The organism is Paraburkholderia aromaticivorans (assembly GCF_002278075.1).
GTDB classification, from domain to species: domain Bacteria; phylum Pseudomonadota; class Gammaproteobacteria; order Burkholderiales; family Burkholderiaceae; genus Paraburkholderia; species Paraburkholderia aromaticivorans.
Map to the genome: position 1 here is coordinate 1,971,170 of NZ_CP022989.1, position 17,649 is coordinate 1,988,818.

Annotated in this window: 15 protein-coding genes; 2 read left to right on the forward strand and 13 right to left on the reverse strand. The window is 63.8% G+C overall.

Going from position 1 to position 17,649, the window contains the following annotated elements; genetic code table 11:
• The first annotated feature begins 137 nt into the window (after positions 1–137).
• The gene (locus tag CJU94_RS09065) at positions 138–983 is read left to right on the forward strand and encodes an aldo/keto reductase (protein WP_095418402.1); all 846 of its coding nucleotides are present in this window, start codon (positions 138–140) and stop codon (positions 981–983) included.
• Positions 984–1,099: 116 nt separating this feature from the next.
• Here the strand turns inward: CJU94_RS09065 and CJU94_RS09070 are convergent, their stop codons facing one another.
• The 12 genes from CJU94_RS09070 to CJU94_RS09125 all read right to left on the reverse strand — a co-directional run bounded on the left by CJU94_RS09070 (position 1,100) and on the right by CJU94_RS09125 (position 15,389).
• Positions 1,100–1,603: a hypothetical protein gene (locus tag CJU94_RS09070; RefSeq protein WP_095418403.1), complete on the reverse strand. Its 504-nt coding sequence runs from the start codon at positions 1,601–1,603 to the stop codon at positions 1,100–1,102.
• 351 nt (positions 1,604–1,954) lie between these two features.
• Positions 1,955–2,782, reverse strand: coding sequence for a hypothetical protein (locus CJU94_RS40795; RefSeq protein WP_157763727.1), 828 nt, complete (start codon positions 2,780–2,782; stop codon positions 1,955–1,957).
• 357 nt (positions 2,783–3,139) lie between these two features.
• On the reverse strand, positions 3,140–5,317 hold the full coding sequence (locus CJU94_RS09080; protein ID WP_095418405.1) for an ABC transporter ATP-binding protein: 2,178 nt from the start codon (positions 5,315–5,317) through the stop codon (positions 3,140–3,142).
• Positions 5,314–6,192 carry an ABC transporter permease gene (locus CJU94_RS09085; RefSeq protein WP_095418406.1) on the reverse strand — a complete coding sequence of 293 codons (879 nt, stop codon included), beginning with the start codon at positions 6,190–6,192 and terminating at the stop codon, positions 5,314–5,316. The genes CJU94_RS09080 and CJU94_RS09085 overlap by 4 nt, the downstream gene beginning before the upstream one ends.
• Positions 6,189–7,199 carry an ABC transporter permease gene (locus CJU94_RS09090; RefSeq protein WP_095418407.1) on the reverse strand — a complete coding sequence of 337 codons (1,011 nt, stop codon included), beginning with the start codon at positions 7,197–7,199 and terminating at the stop codon, positions 6,189–6,191. Before CJU94_RS09090 ends, CJU94_RS09085 begins: the two co-directional genes overlap by 4 nt.
• 44 nt (positions 7,200–7,243) lie before the next feature.
• Positions 7,244–8,908 carry an ABC transporter substrate-binding protein gene (locus CJU94_RS09095; protein WP_095418408.1) on the reverse strand — a complete coding sequence of 555 codons (1,665 nt, stop codon included), beginning with the start codon at positions 8,906–8,908 and terminating at the stop codon, positions 7,244–7,246.
• 325 nt (positions 8,909–9,233) lie between these two features.
• Positions 9,234–10,253 (reverse strand): HoxN/HupN/NixA family nickel/cobalt transporter, encoded by a 1,020-nt coding sequence (locus CJU94_RS09100; protein ID WP_095418409.1) that lies wholly within the window; start codon positions 10,251–10,253, stop codon positions 9,234–9,236.
• An 18-nt stretch (positions 10,254–10,271) separates the two neighbouring features.
• Positions 10,272–10,784, reverse strand: a complete 513-nt coding sequence (locus CJU94_RS09105) for a cupin domain-containing protein (protein WP_095418410.1) — start codon at positions 10,782–10,784, stop codon at positions 10,272–10,274.
• 178 nt (positions 10,785–10,962) lie between these two features.
• Complete coding sequence (gene fusA / locus CJU94_RS09110) at positions 10,963–13,068, reverse strand: elongation factor G (RefSeq protein ID WP_095418411.1); 2,106 nt, start codon at positions 13,066–13,068, stop codon at positions 10,963–10,965.
• A 442-nt stretch (positions 13,069–13,510) separates the two neighbouring features.
• Positions 13,511–14,017: a DUF192 domain-containing protein gene (locus tag CJU94_RS09115; RefSeq protein WP_095418412.1), complete on the reverse strand. Its 507-nt coding sequence runs from the start codon at positions 14,015–14,017 to the stop codon at positions 13,511–13,513.
• 145 nt (positions 14,018–14,162) lie between these two features.
• Positions 14,163–14,366, reverse strand: a complete 204-nt coding sequence (locus tag CJU94_RS09120; protein ID WP_095418413.1) for a hypothetical protein — start codon at positions 14,364–14,366, stop codon at positions 14,163–14,165.
• Positions 14,367–14,819: 453 nt separating this feature from the next.
• Complete coding sequence (locus CJU94_RS09125; RefSeq protein WP_095418414.1) at positions 14,820–15,389, reverse strand: pseudouridine synthase; 570 nt, start codon at positions 15,387–15,389, stop codon at positions 14,820–14,822.
• A gap of 334 nt (positions 15,390–15,723) precedes the next feature.
• Here CJU94_RS09125 and icd point away from each other — a divergent pair, with 334 nt between their 5' ends.
• Positions 15,724–16,980, forward strand: a complete 1,257-nt coding sequence (gene icd, locus CJU94_RS09130) for an NADP-dependent isocitrate dehydrogenase (RefSeq protein ID WP_095418415.1) — start codon at positions 15,724–15,726, stop codon at positions 16,978–16,980.
• Between the two features lie 372 nt (positions 16,981–17,352).
• Here the strand turns inward: icd and CJU94_RS09135 are convergent, their stop codons facing one another.
• Entirely contained in the window at positions 17,353–17,559 is a 207-nt protein-coding gene (locus CJU94_RS09135; protein ID WP_007180614.1) for a cold-shock protein, read from the reverse strand.
• Positions 17,560–17,649 lie beyond the last annotated feature (90 nt).

Genomic DNA, 17,649 nt, shown 5'->3' on the forward strand with positions numbered 1-17,649 from the left:
TATAGCGGGCTTTTGCCTGGGGGGCGATCGAATGCCCGTCGAACGGCTAAACTCGTCGCTATGTTTTTCGTGGCATGTGCCGCGCATTCGCATGCGCCGCGGCATGGCCGACCATTGAGCCACTTCGAGGAGTCAGCATGACGAGCGACATCGCAAGCGTGAGCCTGCCCGACGGCGAACGCATTCCGAAACTGGGGCAGGGCACGTGGGAGATGGGTGAAATGCCGGCGCGGCGGGCCGCTGAAATCGACGCGCTGCGTTGTGGCATCGAACTCGGCATGACGTTGATCGACACGGCGGAAATGTACGGCGACGGCGCGACCGAATCGTTGCTGGGCGTCGCGCTGGCCGGCCTGCGCGACAAGGTGTTTCTGGTCAGCAAGGTGTATCCGCATAACGCCAGCCGGCGCGGCGTGATCGCGGCCTGCGAGCAGAGCCTCAAGCGTCTGAAGACGGATCAGCTCGATCTGTATCTGCTGCATTGGCGCGGCTCGGTGCCGCTCGCGGAAACGGTCGAGGGCTTCGAGGCGTTGCGGCGGGCGGGCAAGATTCGCCACTGGGGCGTCAGCAACTTCGACACCGAGGACATGGAAGAACTCGCCGCTACGCCAGGCGGCGATGCTTGCGCGACCAATCAGATTCTCTACAACGTGGCGCGCCGCGGGGCGGAATTCGATCTGCTGCCGTGGCTCGCCGCGCGCAAGATGCCGCTCATGGCGTACAGCCCGGTCGATCACGCACGCTTGCCGAAACGCTCGCCGCTCGACGATATCGCCGGCGCGCGCGGCGTCTCGGTGTTCCAGGTGGCGCTCGCATGGGTGTTGCTCAAGCCCGGTGTGTTCGCGATTCCGAAAGCGGGCCGCGTCGAGCACGTGCGCGACAACCATCGCGCGTCGCAACTGCAACTCGGCGCGGATGAGCTGGCCGCTATCGACGCTTACTTCAAGCCGCCGCGCGGCAAGCGTCCGCTCGAAATGCTGTGAGTCAGGCGGCGCGAAAAGGTGACGCGCTAAGGCGCCGCACGGTTGGCGCGCAACGGCCGCTGCGGGCGTTTCACTCGTTTCGCCAGCAGGCAACGGCCGCGCGGCGCGCGCACAGATTAGTTGCAGCTGTGGTGCATGTGCACGGAACCCAGCACCGCGACTTCCGCCGGAGTGTGCTTGAGCGAATCTTCGTTGACCTGGGCGGCGTCCGCGACGAATTCGTCGACGATCGACGACACCTGCGTATTGCGCAGACACAGCGACACGCGCTGCGTTTCATTGGCCGGCAGGGCGGCGCGCTGACCGAGGAACAGCACGCCGTACTGATAGCCGTGGATGATGCCGCGGATCGCGCCGACGCATTGGCCTTGCGCGACGTTGTCGCTCTTCTGCTTGCAGGTCTGCGCGAGCGAATAGGCGGAGAAGGTGGGATCGACCGCGGGAGCAGCTTGGGACAGCGTCGGCGACAGAGGCTGTCCCGCCGCTTGTGCTGTTTGTGTTGTCGGTGCGGGTGTTTGCGCTGGTGTTTGCGCATGAGCGAGCGATGCGAGGCCGAACGCGGCGGCCATCAACAGACCGGTGGCCGCGCGTGCTGCGGAGGGTAAGACGTGTCGCTGCATAGTGTGGTGCCCTCATATCGAACGTTGAATCTGATATGAGGCGATCGTCCCGGTTTGGTTCCTCTCATGCGCGCATGGGCGGCTGGTTGTTTGTGTTATAGCCGCGCTGCGTGCGTGCGTGCGTGCGTGCGTGCGTGCGTGCGCGCGATGCGCATGGCGTGGATAGACTTTACGGCACCTTCTCGGCTGGCTTGCATGGAACGCCGGAACCGACCGGCCTCGGGCGGTGACGCTCGACCGGGGGATCGAGACATCACCGCCGATGCCGGCGGACAACGAGGCGGGATGCCGGGGAATGGCCGCGAGCGGGAGCAGGGCGCGGGGGCCCCCTACTCGTGGAGCGGGCGACCGCTAGTGCCCGTTTCCTCCGCCATTGCCACCACCGTTTCCGCTGCTGCCCTTGCCTCCGTGACCGCCGCCGAAGCCTCCGCCAAAGCCTCCGCCGAAACCGCCACCGAAGCCGCCGCCGAAACCACCACCGAAACCACCACCGAAACCACCACCTTTACCGCCTCCTGCGCCGGCACCACCGCTGGAGCCTCCGCAACCGCAGCCACCGCTGCTTCCGCCACCGCTGCTTCCGCCACCGCTGCTTCCGCCACCGCTGCTTCCGCCGCCGCTGCTTCCGCCGCCGCTGCTTCCGCCGCCGCTGCTTCCGCCGCCGCTGCTTCCGCCACCGCTGCCTCCGCCGCCGCTGCTTCCATTACCACTTCCGTTGCCGTTCCCCTTGCCGCTCCCGCTTGCGCCGGAGTTGCCGCTGCCCGAGCCCGCCGCCCCCGCGGCGGCGCCTGCGCTGCCGTTCGCACCGGCGCCGCCATTGCCCGAACTCGCCGCACCGTTGCTGCCGCTGCCGCCGCCATGAGGCGCGCATCCACTGATGCTGGCTCTGTTGCAGTCGTGCGGCTGAAATACCAGCGCGGCATCGTCGGCGGCGGTCGGTTCGGCGGCCGCGGCGCCCGTGGTCAATCCGCCTGGCGTCGCGCTGTCGTCCTGCGCGAGTTGCGTGATGCCATGCACGGCGCTGGCCGGCAGCGGCGCTTCGGCGAGTACGATCCACTTGGGAATCACATCCGTCGAGGCCGGATACGCGACCTGAGTCGCCAGCGCCACCACGCCCGCTACGATCGCAGTACCGCGTATAACCCCACAGTAGTACTGATTGAATCTCGTGGTCTTCATCACGTCTCTCCCGAGGGAACGATGGCACCTCGCCCACCCCTGAGTCTGCGACGACGGGCCGGGCTGCACGCGGGACGCGTCGCCCTGGAGTCCGTCCTGCCGACTCCGGCCAATCACCCAATAGCAGTTTTCCCGCCGCCGCTCGACCGCGCGTCGCCATTTATCGCGCGCGTCTGCCGATAATCCGGGCCGCGCTGGCTTCGCCTGTCCGACCCGTACTTAGCGATATCCATGCCATTGAGCGCAAAGCCTTGCGGCCACGGGTGCCGGATAGGGATGTGCGATGCGCGCGAGGAAAAAACCCGCGTAAACGTTTCGGCGATGAAACGCACGGCCGCGAGGGCCTATCGCGCAGCGCTATTCGTTGCGCCCGGCGTTCTCGGGTGCGTTTGCCGAGCCGTTGCCGGGGATCTTCCTCGCGACGTTGTCCGCGTCGTCGCGCGAAGCGGCCTGCAGCGCGCGCAGTTCGTGGACGGGAATGTGGCAGCGGATTCGATGCGCCGACGGCGCCGCTGCGTCGTCGGCGTCGAGGAACGGCGGGTCCTGCTGCTCGCAGATCGCACCGAGCTTGCGAGGGCAGCGCGTGTGGAACACGCAACCCGATGGCGGCGATGCCGCGCTCGGCAGTTCGCCCCATAGCCGGATGCGGGCCGTGCCGCTGTGGCCACCGAGCGTCGGCACCGAAGACAGCAGCGCTTCGGTATAAGGGTGGTGCGGTCCGCCGAACACGGCCGCCGCCGGTCCGATTTCCAGCAGTCTGCCCAGATACAGTACCGCGATGCGATCCGACAGATAGCGAACCACATGCAGATCATGCGAGATGAAAACGTAACTCACGCCACGTTCGCGCTGTAGATCGGCGAGCAGGTTCAGGATCGCGGCCTGCACGGACACGTCGAGCGCGGAAGTCGGTTCGTCGCACACCACCACGCGCGGCTCGCCGGCAAACGCGCGCGCTATCGCCACGCGCTGCTTGAGTCCGCCGGAGAGTTGCCGCGTGCGCGAGCCGAGATAGCGCTGCGGCAAACGCACGGCGGCTGCCAGCGCGGCAAGCCGTTCGTCGATCGCGGGCCCGCGCAGTCTGGTGAGGCGCGACAACGCGCGCCCGATCAACCGTTTCACCGAATGCGCGCGATTGAGCGCCGAGTCCGGATTCTGGAACACGATCTGCAGCGACTTGATCTGATCGTCGTTGCGTCGCGTGACGCGTGCGGCGAGCGGCACGCCGTCGAGTTCGAGCTTGCCGCCCGGATCCGGTGTGAGCAGACCGAGCATCAGCTTGGCGAGCGTCGTCTTGCCACTGCCCGATTCGCCGACGAGGCCGAGCGTTTCGCCGCTGGCCAGATCGATCGAGACATTGTCCACCGCACGCAGCGAGGCGCCGGACAGGTGGAACGTCTTCGAGAGATTTTCCGCGCGCAGCACGAGAGCCGCACGCTCGCTGTCGAGCGACGCGCCGGCGCGCTCCGGCAAGGCTTGCGGGCTCGCACGCGGCAATTCGATCGCGCGTTCGTGGTAATGACAGCGTGACATCTGATCGCCTTGCGCGGCGCTCACGCGATACGGCGGCGGCGCGTCACGGCGGCAGCGGTCGTCGGCGAGGCGGCAGCGGTCCGCGTAGATGCAGCCCTGCGTCACCGAACCCGGCGAGGGCAGGCTGCCGGCAATCGTGTCGAGCCGCTCGCTATCCTTGCTGCGCCCGGCCGTGGGCAGGCAACGCAACAGTCCGACCGTATACGGATGGCGCGGCCGCGTGAAGACATCCTGCGTCGCGCCTTCCTCAACCAGCTTGCCCGCGTAAAGCACACCGACGCGTTCGCACATCCGTCCGATCACCGCGAGGTTGTGGCTGATGAAGAGCACAGCCGTGCCGAGTTCCGCTCGCAACTGCGCAACGAGGTCGAGCACTTCGGCCTCGACCGTAGCGTCGAGGCCGGTGGTCGGTTCGTCGAGAATCAGCAGCGCCGGGTTCGAAGCGAGCGCCATGGCGATCACCACGCGCTGTTGCATGCCGCCCGACAACTGATGAGGATAGCTGTGCATCACCCGCTCGGGCGCGGCAATGCGCACGCGCTGCAGCATCTCGAGCGTGCGCCGCAAGGCTTCGTCGCGCGCGACGCCGGCGGCTTCGAATGCTTCCGAGACTTGCCGCGCGACCGTGAGCGAGGGATTGAGCGCGCGCCCCGGATCCTGATAGACCATCGAAATCGTCCTCGCGCGCATGTTGCGCAGCGCGTCGGCGTCGAGCTTCTGGACGTCCTCGCCGGCAATGATGATTTTGCCGGCTTTCACTTTGCCGTTGCGCGGCAGATAGCGTAGCGTCGCCATTGCGACGGTCGACTTGCCGCAGCCGGACTCGCCGACGAGACCGTACGCCTCGCCGCGCCGCACGCGAAACGAAATGTCTTGCAGCACTTCGCGATCGCGCCCGCGCATGCGGTACGTGACCGTCAGACCGATGACGGTCAGCGCATCCGTGCGATCGCTCTTCGAGACGTCGAAGGCCGGGAACGAGGAGGGCGGCGGGCCGTTCATTGGTCGAGCACGCCTTGTACGCTGTCGGCGATCAGATTCACGCCGACCACCAGGCTCGCAATCGCACCGGCCGCGAACACCACGGTCCACCATGCGCCGCCCGCCATCAGCGTGTACGACTCGGATAGGGCGAGACCCCAGTCCGCCGATGGCGGCTGGATGCCGAAGCCGAGAAACGACAGCGTGGCGACCGCGAAAATCGCGTAACCGAGCCGCACTGTCGCCTCGACGATGATCGGCGGCAACACGTTCGGTAGAATCTCCGCGAACATGATGTAAGGCGCGCGCTCGCCGCGCAGCTGCGCCGCGGCGACGTAGTCGAGATGCCGTTCAGCGAACACCGCGGCGCGCACGGTGCGCGCGGTGATCGGCGTGAAGGTGATGCCGATCACGAGGATGACCGTGAAATTCGACGCGCCGACGGCAGCCAGCGCGAGCAGCGCGACGATCACGAGCGGCAGCGCGAGCACGGCGTCGATCGCGCGCCCGACCACGTTGTCGACCCAGCCTTCGAAGTAGCCGACGATCAATCCCAACGCGGTGCCCGCCAATGTACCCAGCAGCGTGGCGAGCGGCGCAATGGTGAGAATGTCGCGCGCACCGACGATTACGCGCGAGAACACGTCGCGCCCGAGTTGATCGGTGCCGAACCAGTGCGTGCGGTCAGGCGGCGTCAACGAGTTGAGCGGATCGGACGCGTAAGGGTCGAGGCGCACGATCCATTGCCCGGCGACGGCGCACACGATCCACCACGTGACGATCACCACGCCGACCACGAAGGTCGGTGAGCGCAGCAGCACGCGCAACTGGTCGAAGCGCGGCTCGTCAACCGGACGTGGAGCCGGCGACGCGGCCGGCGGAACGATGGCGCTCATTCGGCGCTCCTCACCCGCAGCCGCGGATTGAGCAACACATGCAGCGCATCCGCAACGAGATTGGCGGCGGTGTAGACCACACCGATCGTCAGTACGCCTGCTTCGAGCATCGGAAAGTCCTTGGCCTTGGCGGCGTTGTAAATCAGCGAGCCGATGCCCTGATAGTGGAACAGTGTCTCGACCACCACGAGCCCGCCAATCATATAACCGAGTTGCGTGGCGGCCACCGTGATGGTGGGCAGCAACGCGTTGCGCAAGACATGCCGCCAGATCACGATATGGCGCGGCAGGCCCTTGAGAATCGCGGTGCGCGTGTAGTCGGCGTCGAGCGCCTCGACGGTGCCGGCGCGCGCCATTCTCGCGATGTAGCCGAAGAACACCAGCACGAGCGGCAGCACCGGCAGCACCAGATGGCGCAGCTGTTCGAGCGCGCTCGCTTCGGGCGGATACGACGCTTCGATCGGCAGCCAGCGCAGCCACACGCCGAACACGAGGATCAGCACGATCGACGAAACGAATTCCGGCACCACCGTCGCCGACAATCCGGCAATGCTGATCGTGCGATCGAGCCAGCGTCCGGCGTGCATGGCCGACCATACGCCTCCCGCAATGCCGAGCGGCACGACCACGATGAACGCGAGCAAGCCGAGCCTCGCGGAATGCGCGAGCGCGTCGGCGATGAACGGCCCGACCGGCTCGCGATACGCATACGAGAGGCCCATGTCGCCGCGCACGAAATGCGAAATCCACTCGGCGTATTGCGTCATCAGCGGGCGGTCCGCGCCGAGTTGATGATTGAGCGCGGCGACCGCGCGCGCGTCGGCAAGCGGGCCGAGCACCGCGCGGCCGATATCGCCGGGCAGCAGTTGGCCGCCCGCGAAGACGATCACCGACAGCAGCCACAGCGTGATCAGCGACAGGCCGACACGCGTGGCCAGAAAACGCACGACGCGGCCTGCGTTGCCGCGCGACGCAGAGTTTGCGGAAGGGGTCACCGTGGTCGACATCGTGCTCTCCTGCCGAATGCGCGCTGGCGCTTAGGCCATCAACATCACGCGCTCAACACCGCGCGGTCGAAGTAGAGTTGCGCGAGCGCGGTGAAGCGCACGCCGTTCACACCCTTGCGCATGGCGATCAGCTGATCGTAGAAGAATGGAATGATGATGGGCGTTTCATCGAGCAGCAGCGTCTGGATCTGCCCGGAGATTTTCTTCTGCGAGCCGAGATCGACGGCCGCGACGAATTGCGCGACCAGTTGGTCGTATTGCGGATTCTTGAAGTGCGCCGCGTTCCACGTGCCGGTGCTGGTGAGCGGTGCATTCAGAAAAACGTTCGGCACGCCGCGATGACCGTAGTCGGTAATGCCGAGCGGCGAGTCGAGCCAATCCGATTTGCCCGGCGTGCCCGCGCCGTAATACAGCGACTGGCTCTCGACCTTCAGGTTGATGCGCACGCCGATGGCTTTCGCCGCGTTCTGCACGACCACGGCGAGATCGGGAATCTCCATGTATTTTTCGGTGGTTAGCGTCACATCGAAGCCATTCGGCACACCCGCTTGCGCGAGCAGTTGCTTCGCTTTCGCGACGTCGAGCTTGCGTTGCGCGACACCCGCATCCGACGACGGAAACACCGGCGCGAACGGACTGTCGTTGCCGAGTTGCGCGCGCCCTTTGAAGAGGCCTCGCACCAGCACATCGCGATCGATCGACAACGCCAGTGCCTGGCGCACGCGCTTGTCCTTGAACAGCGGATTGTCGTTGCGCATGTGAATCTGCCGGTGCGCGCTCGACTTCACGCCCACGGCCTTGTAATCCGGATTGTTCAGAATGCCGGCGCCGCCCTGCACGGTGAAGGTGCCCATCACATCGGCCTGATGGCCTTGCAGTGCGAGCAGTTGAGCCTGTTCGTCGGCGTAGAAGGAGAACTGTACGCGTTGCGGTAACGCTTTCTCGCCCCAGTAATCGGGATTGCGCACGAACGATGCGCCCACCTTCGCCTGGTACTTTTCGAGCTTGAACGGCCCCGTGCCGATGAAGCTCTTCTCGTAACCGCCGGCGTAGTTCGCGGGCAGGATCACGGCGTTGTAATTGTCCGAGGAAACGTAGTACGGGAAGTTGCCGTTCGGCGCATCCAGATGAAACGCAACCGTGTGGTCGTCGACCGCTTTCGTGCCGCCTTTGGACAGCACGCCCTTGAGCACGGAAAGCGCCGCCGAGCCGCTCGCCGGATCCGCGAGGCGCTCGAAGGTGGCGACCACGTCCTTGGCGGTGAACAGTTGGCCGTCGTGGAACTTGACGTTCGGACGCAGCTTGAAGGTCCACACGTCGCCTTTGTCGTTGGGTTTCCATGACAAGGCGAGCGCCGGTTTGAGCATGAGCTTTTCACCGTCGTCGTCGATCAGGAATTCACCGGTCTGGTTCAGCAAGGCAAGACTGGCGGCGTCCGTCACGGTGAGCGGATCGACCGCGCCGGCAGGCGTCAGGTGAGCCACACGAATCGTCTGATTCGACGCGGCCGCGGTGCCTTGCGCACGCGCTCGCGGCGCATTCAGCACGCCGCCGCCCGCCAGCGACAAACCGATCACGCTGGCGTAGCGCAGCAGATCGCGGCGCGTGATGCGGCCGGCGAGGAATTCGTCGATGGCGTGGTTGCCGTAGGCGTCGGCGGTGAGTCGGGCTGCGTCGAGAGCGAGAATTCGGTTCGCGGGAGTCTTCATCGATGGAGTGTCCAGTCCGTTCTGTTGCCGGTTCTGAAAGGCCGCGCCGGATGCGCGACAGTCGCGCAATGACGAAAGCGGCGATGCAAAGCGGTCTCAGTGTAAGCGATTGGTCAAGGCTACGGAGCGCTTGCGGCGGCGCGGGCCTGCCGATTCGCGGATAAACGGGCCGGTGTGTATCGTCACCACAACGCTCGACGCTTGCGTGGCGCGATGCATGCGTGATTCGCACGCGGCGGGCGGTTGAGGTGCCCGCCGCTGCGGCAGCGCGACGGACAATGCCGCGATGGCAACGTTACCGATCGCAGCGGGAAACCTGTTGGATTTACCGCGCGACCGCGTTCGGGCGCCGCCAGCGGTGAAACAGCACCGAGCCGATCCAGCACGCCATGAACAGCGCGACGATGCCGTAACCCAGCACGCCGAAGCGTTCGTTCACGCCGGCGACCGCATCCCATACGCCGCCGTTCAGCCCGAGTTTGTCCGACAGCAGGCCCAGGGCTTCGACTCCGCCGATCACAATCGCCACCACCGCCGAGACAAAGGTGATGCTCGCGTTGTAGTAGAGCTTGCGTTTCGGGTCGTCCATGGCCCAGCCGTAGGCGTGGACCATCAGCACGTTATCGGTCGAATCGACGAGTGTCATGCCGGCGGTGAAGAGCGCGGGGAACACGAGGATCGAATAGAGCGGCAGTCCTCGGCCCGCTTCGGACGCGGCAATCGCCAGCAAACCGATCTCGGTTGCGGTATCGAAGCCTAGGCCGAACAACACGCCGACAGGGTACATGTGCCAGCTTTTCGTCACGAGCCCGAAGAGCGGGCGCAGCGCGCGCGACAGCAGACCCGCCGGCGCAATCGGATCCGGCGTTTGAGCAGGCAGTTCGCCGCCGCGCTGGACATGGCGATAACGGCGCCAGACGTCACGCAAGATCACGAGATTGACGGCCGCCAGCACCAGCAGGAAACTCGCGGAGACGAGCGTGCCGATCGTGCCGCCCACCGCCTTGAAAGTCTCGAAACGGCCTTGCAGCGAATGCGCGGTCCACGCGATGCCGATCGTCGCCAGGATCACGATGGTCGAATGCCCCAGCGAAAACGACAGCCCGACGCCGAGCGGCCGCTTGCCGGCCTGCATGAGCTTGCGCGTGACGGCGTCGATCGCCGCGATGTGATCGGCGTCGACCGCATGACGCAGGCCGAAGCCATAGGCGAGCAGCGCGGTGCCGAACAGCAGCGGATAGTGGCGAAACGCGATCAGCGCCCACGCCCATGCGCCGAGATTGGCGGCGATCAGCACGGCGTATAGCGCGAAGAGGCGAGGGCGCAGCGAAGCGGTCGGCGTCATGAGTTGCGTGGGCGGGCGTTAATGATCGTGTGGATGCTTGTGAATCGGATCGACCCAGAACACCGTTTCGGGCTGTTCCACCGCGTCGATGTTCAGATTGACCACGACCGCTTCGTTGTCGCTGCGCACCAGCACGCATTCGAGCGGATCGTCGGTACTCGCGTTGATCTCCTGATGCGGCACATAGGGCGGCACGAAGATGAAGTCGCCGGGGCCGGCCTCGGCGGTGAATTCCAGATGCTCGCCCCAACGCATGCGCGCCTGGCCGCGCACCACGTAGATCACGCTTTCGAGCGCGCCATGATGATGCGCGCCGGTCTTCGCATTCGGATGGATCGTCACGGTGCCGGCCCAGATCTTCTGCGCGCCGACGCGTGCCGCATTGATCGCCGCCGCGCGATTCATGCCCGGCGTTTGCGCCGTGTTGGTGTCGAGCTGATCGCCCTTGATGACCTTCACGCCGTGCTCGCGCCAATCGGGCACGGCCGGCGGCACGTCCTTGTAATGCGGATGTTCGTGATCCTGACTCATGATGTGTCTCCTCGTAAGCGTGAGTCCCGACGTTCGGCACGGCGCCATCTGGCATTTTTGCACGTTCAAAAACGCGCGTGTGAAGAGGCCCCGTGCGTGGCGTCGCGGACGAAAAAAAGCCCGTCCGCAGGGGACGGGCTTCGAGCCGCTGGCGTGCGACGCCTGCGGCGTAGCGCCGTTACTTCTGCTTCGCGTTGATCACGGCTTCAGCGACGTTGTTCGGCGTTTCAGCGTAGTGCTTGAACTCCATCGTGTAAGTCGCGCGGCCTTGCGTCGCGGAGCGCAGCGACGTGGAGTAACCGAACATCTCCGCGAGCGGCACTTCGGCGCGCACCAGCTTGCCGCCGCCGCCGGCGATGTCTTCCATGCCTTGCACCATGCCGCGACGGCTCGACAGATCGCCCATCACGTTGCCCATGAAGTCTTCCGGCGTTTCCACTTCAACGGCCATCATCGGTTCGAGCAGCACGGGCTTGGCCTTGCGCATCGCTTCCTTGAAGGCCATCGAGCCGGCCATGCGGAACGCGTTTTCGTTCGAGTCGACATCATGATACGAACCGAACGTGAGCGTCACCTTCACGTCGACTACCGGATAGCCCGCCAGCACGCCGGCCTTCAGCGTTTCCTGAATGCCCTTGTCGACGGCCGGAATGAATTCGCGCGGAATCACACCGCCCTTGATCGCGTCGACGAATTCGTAACCCTTGCCTTGCGGCGCCGGCTCGAGCGTAATCACCGCGTGGCCGTATTGGCCGCGGCCGCCCGACTGCTTGACGAACTTGCCTTCGACATCTTCGGCCTTGTTGCGCACCGTCTCGCGATACGCGACCTGCGGCTTGCCGACCGTGGCCTCCACGCCGAACTCGCGCTTCATGCGGTCGACCAGAATTTCCAGGTGCAACTCGCCCATGCCCGAGATGATCGTCTGGCCGGATTCTTCGTCCGTCTGCACGCGGAACGACGGGTCTTCCTGAGCAAGACGGTTCAGCGCGATGCCCATCTTTTCCTGGTCGACCTTGGTCTTCGGCTCCACGGCCTGCGAGATCACCGGCTCCGGGAAGATCATCTTTTCGAGGATGATCACGTGGTTCGGATCGCACAGCGTGTCGCCCGTGGTGGCTTCCTTCAGGCCGACGGCCGCGGCGATGTCGCCCGCGTAGACTTCCTTGATTTCCTTGCGCTCGTTGGCGTGCATCTGCAGGATCCGGCCAAGGCGTTCCTTCTTTTCCTTGATCGCGTTGTAGACCGTGTCGCCCGAATTCACTACGCCGGAATAGACGCGGAAGAAAATCAGCTGGCCGACGAACGGGTCGGTCATGATCTTGAACGCGAGCGCCGAGAACGGATCGGTGTCGTTCGGATGACGCTCGATCTCGTTGTCGTGCTCGTCGTGGCCGGTGATGGCGGGCACGTCCACCGGTGAGGGCAGATAGTCGATCACCGCGTCGAGCATGGCCTGCACGCCCTTGTTCTTGAAGGCGCTGCCACACAGCATCGGCACGATTTCATTGGCGATGGTGCGGGCGCGAATGGCCTGCTTGATTTCCTCTTCGGTCAGCGTTTCGCCGCCAAGATATTTGTCGAGCAGTTCCTCATTCGCTTCGGCCGCGGCCTCGACCATCTTGTCGTGCCATTCTTTCGCGGTCGCCGCGAGTTCCGGCGGAATGTCGCGATACTCGAACTTGATGCCCTGGTTCTCTTCGTCCCAGAAGATCGCCTTCATCTTGACCAGATCGACCACGCCCTGGAAGTGTTCTTCCGCGCCGATCGGAATCTGGATCGGCACCGCGACGCCCTTCAGCCGGTCGCCGATCTGCCGCTGCACGCGGAAGAAGTCCGCGCCCACGCGGTCCATCTTGTTGACGAACGCAATGCGCGGCACCTTGTACTTGTTCGCCTGGCGCCACACGGTTTCCGACTGCGGCTGCACGCCGCCAACCGAGTCGTACACCATGCAGGCGCCGTCGAGCACGCGCATGGAGCGCTCCACTTCGATCGTGAAGTCGACGTGGCCCGGGGTGTCGATGATATTGATCCGATGTTCCGGATAGTTGCCGGCCATGCCCTTCCAGAAAGCGGTGGTGGCCGCCGACGTGATGGTGATGCCGCGCTCCTGCTCCTGTTCCATCCAGTCCATCGTCGCCGCACCGTCGTGAACCTCGCCGATCTTGTGGGTCACGCCGGTGTAGAACAGGATGCGTTCAGTGGTGGTGGTTTTGCCGGCATCGATGTGAGCGCTGATGCCGATATTCCGGTAGCGCTCGATGGGAGTCTTGCGGGGCACGTGAACCTCCTTGGAATGGCGCGCCTGAAACGCTTGCCGGGCAGCAGTCTGTGCTGTCCGGGGAGCCTTGGGTGCTGCTTTACTAAGATTACTAGGATAGCGCGTCGGCCCGTCTTTTGCAGGAATCTCGCCGGTCGGGCGCGAACGCCTGCTGGCAAGGCTTCGGGCTGCCTGAGCCAGGCGCGGCGGTGCGACGCGAGACGCCGCCATGCGGGGCGATACGGCCAAGCGACGCGATTCGGCGAGACGACGCGATATGGCGAGACGACGCGATATGGCGGTGCGACGCGATACGGGCAGCCGGCGCGGTATGGCAACGCCCCGATGCCGCGGCGCGGCAAAAAAAAGCCGGCGCCTCATGACAAGGCACCGGCTTCCGGAAAGCGGTATGACGAAACGGCAGCGACAACGCTCGCGAATAATCGCGCGCCGCCGGCGCGTCTTATTGCGCGGCGGGCAGGCCCTGGATTTTCATCCCCGGTTTGATGCCCTTCGACGTGAACCAGCCTTTGCTCATCTCCAACGCATACACGCCGTTGTTCTTCGGGCAGTGATTGTTGGTGGTCTCGGCCTGCATCTCGTCGATGTCGGTAACCGTGCCGTCGGCGCGCATGAACGCGATCGACAGCGGGATCAACGTGTTCTTCATCCAGAAGCAGTGCACGGCGTTTTCGTTGAAGACGAACAGCATGCCTTCGTTCGGCGCGAGGGTCGTGCGATACATGAGGCCCTGCTCGCGGTCCGCGTCGTTCGCGGCGACAGCAGCGTCGATCACGAACATGCCCGCGGTCAGCTTCGCGCGGGGAAATTCGCCGGGCTGTTTCGCGCCGGCCGGCAACTGCTGCGCATGAGCAGGCGCGGCGGTAGTCGCGGTAAATGTCAACGCGGCGAGCGGCAGGGCAACGGCAACAGCGAAACGCGCAATCAACGAGCGCATGGGAAATCGCACGGCATGACTCCTTGCTGGAAATTAACCCGCGAATGTTACGCGAGCGCGTCAAAAACAAAAAGGCAGATCGCCTTGCGGTGATCTGCCTTTCAACGCCGTAAGAACGGCAATGAAGCGTGTTCTTGACTGCGTTTTTACAACAAACTTACTCCGAAGCGCCCGAAGCTGCAGCTGCTGCTGCTGCCTTCTTGTGCGACTTCTTGTGAGCGTGCTTCGTGGTCTTCTTTGCCGACGAAGCTGCTGCTGCCGGAGCTGCCGGAGCTGCCGAAGCTGCTGCCGGTGCCGAAGCTTGTGCGAATGCTGCCGTTGCGAAGAGACCAGCGACCAGAGCGGCGATCAGTTTGTTCATTTTGTGAATCCTCAGCTTTAGTTAATTAACCAAATGACCCGGTTATATATAGAGTCATGTCGGTAAACGTGCCATCCACCTTTCGGTTGACAGCCGTATCGAACAAATTTTCGACACGTCTGCGTTAGCGCTCAGACTCCCCGCACTTACCGCGAGAGCGGCTTGCACAAAGGCCCTTAAGGCTGAATGCCGGATAGCTTCGGGCGGCATCTGCGTCGAATAACGCCTGAGCTCGCGCACCGGTTGACGCGAATTTTGCGGAAAACTTATATGCCGATGGATTGATTCAGATCACGTGCCACAGCGTTGTCGCAGACGAAAGTGTTTCACGCTTTTTTGCGATGGTTTCACACGCTATTTTGTTTGCTGATACAACGAGTTAGCTGATTGATTCACAGTGTGAGGTGAAGGCGTGCAGCCGATTCGCAGGAATGTGGCCACACGCGCGCGTCATCACGTCACGCCTTCCCACGGCGCGTTCGGCGGCAATTCGACGCTCTCTCCCGGCTGCAGCCCAAGCGCAAACACGTCGAGCGCGCCGATGCCCACGCGCACGAGGCGCAAAGTCGGGAATCCCACGGCGGCTGTCATGCGACGCACCTGGCGATTTTTGCCTTCGGTGATCGACAGCTCGATCCATGTGGTCGGTATCGCGGCGCGATAGCGAATCGGCGGAGTGCGCGTCCAGAGCGTCTGCGCCGGTTCCACGTATTCGGCGCGACAGGGCCGCGTGACGTAGTCGCCGAGATCGACGCCGCGCGCGAGCTTCTTGAGCGTGGCCGCATCGACCGCGCCTTCCACTTGCGCCCAATACCGTTTGACGAGTTTGTGACGCGGCTCGGCGATGCGCGCCTGCAGCGCGCCGTCGTCGGTGAGCAGCAGCAGGCCCTCGCTGTCGGAGTCGAGGCGGCCCGCCGGATAGACGTTGGGCACCTTGACCCAGTCGGCCAGTGACGCGCGCGTTTCATGCGGCGAAAACTGACAGATGGTGCCGAACGGTTTGTTCAGAGCAAGGAGGCGCATAGTGAGGGAATGTGAGTCGCGAGGCACCGGATGCGGCGGGTACTGCCGCTGTGCTCGAGCGGCCCGGGACGCGGATGGTCAAGGGCGGGATAATAAAGCATAATTCGCGGTGACTGGCTCCATGTCTTATATAAGACATAAGAATTACGCATCGCCGGTTCGAGTTCGTCCATGTTGGAAAACCCCGAGCCGTCGCGGCCTTGGCGCGGCGTCCGCGTGGGCTAGAATAGCGGCCAGGCCGCTTGCCGGCGTGCGGCATTGCGCGTAGCGAGGAGCGCCCCCGATTTCGCAGTCTCCCATCAGCTTTCAGCACAGCCTTCACTGGAGTCCGATCATGCCGTATCAGCACATCAAGGTTCCGACCGGTGGTGACAAGATCACCGTCAATCCCGATTTCTCGCTCAACGTGTCCGACCAGCCGATCATTCCGTACATTGAAGGCGACGGCACCGGCCTCGACATCACGCCGGTCATGATCAAGGTCGTGGATGCGGCGGTCGAAAAAGCGTACGCAGGCAAGCGGAAAATTCACTGGATGGAAATCTACGCCGGAGAGAAGTCGACCAAGGTGTACGGCCCGGACGTGTGGCTTCCTGAAGAGACGCTGCAGGTGCTCAAGGAATACGTCGTGTCGATCAAGGGACCGCTCACCACGCCGGTGGGCGGCGGCATCCGTTCGCTGAACGTCGCGTTGCGCCAGGAGCTGGATCTGTACGTGTGTTTGCGGCCGGTGCAGTATTTCAAGGGCGTGCCTTCGCCGGTGCGTGAGCCGGAGAAGACCAACATGGTGATCTTCCGCGAGAACTCGGAAGACATCTACGCGGGTATCGAGTGGCCGGCTGAGTCGGAACAGGCGAAGAAGGTCATCAAGTTCCTGCGCGAAGAAATGGGCGTGAAGAAGATCCGCTTCCCGGAAACGTCGGGGATCGGTATCAAGCCGGTGTCGCGCGAAGGCACGGAGCGTCTCGTGCGCAAGGCGATCCAGTACGCGATCGACAACGATCGCCGCTCGGTCACGCTGGTGCACAAGGGCAACATCATGAAGTTCACCGAAGGCGCGTTCCGCGACTACGGTTATGCGCTGGCGCAAAAGGAATTTGCCGCGGAACTGATCGACGGCGGTCCGTGGATGAAGATCAAGAATCCGAAGACGGGTGGCGACATCGTCCTGAAGGACGTGATCGCGGACGCGTTCCTGCAGCAGATCCTGCTGCGTCCGGCTGAATACGACGTGATCGCCACGCTGAATCTGAATGGCGACTATGTGTCGGACGCGCTGGCCGCGCAGGTGGGCGGTATCGGTATCGCGCCGGGCGCGAACATGTCCGATTCGGTCGCGATGTTCGAAGCCACGCACGGCACCGCACCGAAGTACGCCGGCAAGGACTACGTGAACCCGGGCTCGGAAATTCTCTCGGCCGAAATGATGCTGCGCCATCTCGGCTGGACCGAGGCGGCGGATCTGATCATCAAGTCGATGGAAAAATCGATTCTGCAAAAGCGCGTCACGTACGACTTCGCGCGTTTGATGGAAGGCGCGACCCAGGTGTCGTGCTCCGGCTTTGGTCAGGTGTTGATCGAGAATCTGTAAGCAGTTCGCGTTAGGTTCGCGTTAAGCTGACTCAGTTCGCATTTGAACCCCGGCGCCGAGAGGCGGCCGGGGTTGTTTATTTCTGGCGCAGGCTCGCTCGTTATCGCGCAAGCGCGCACTCGCGACGCCGCATTGAGGGGCGCTCTATATTGAGTACCGGAGTGGTGGTCTGAGTTCGATACGCACTTCCAATCGATAGCGAGATTGGCGGGCGTGAAGTGTTGGGCGGAATGTGACAGGGATAGCGGATGAACAATTGCCCGATATTTGGGATGCAGTCGCGCCTGGCACTATCAGCACAACCAGAAGATGGCGCTCAAAAAAAGAAACCCGGCGCGCAGCCGGGTTTCAAAGGACGGGAATCGAGCAGAATCAGGCAGGTGCCTGGATGTTCGATGCCTGTTTGCCTTTCGGGCCTTGCACGACCTCGAAGGTTACCTTTTGGCCTTCCTTGAGGGTCTTGAACCCATTCATCTGGATGGCCGAGAAGTGTGCAAACAGATCCTCGCCGCCTTCGTCAGGCGTGATGAATCCGAAACCTTTTGCGTCATTGAACCATTTGACCGTACCAGTTGCCATTCCAACTTCCCCTGTAACTCATGTCACTACCACGAGCCCTCGAAAAGCTCGACGACCGCGCGATGCAGCCGCTCCCTCCTCACAAGCTCA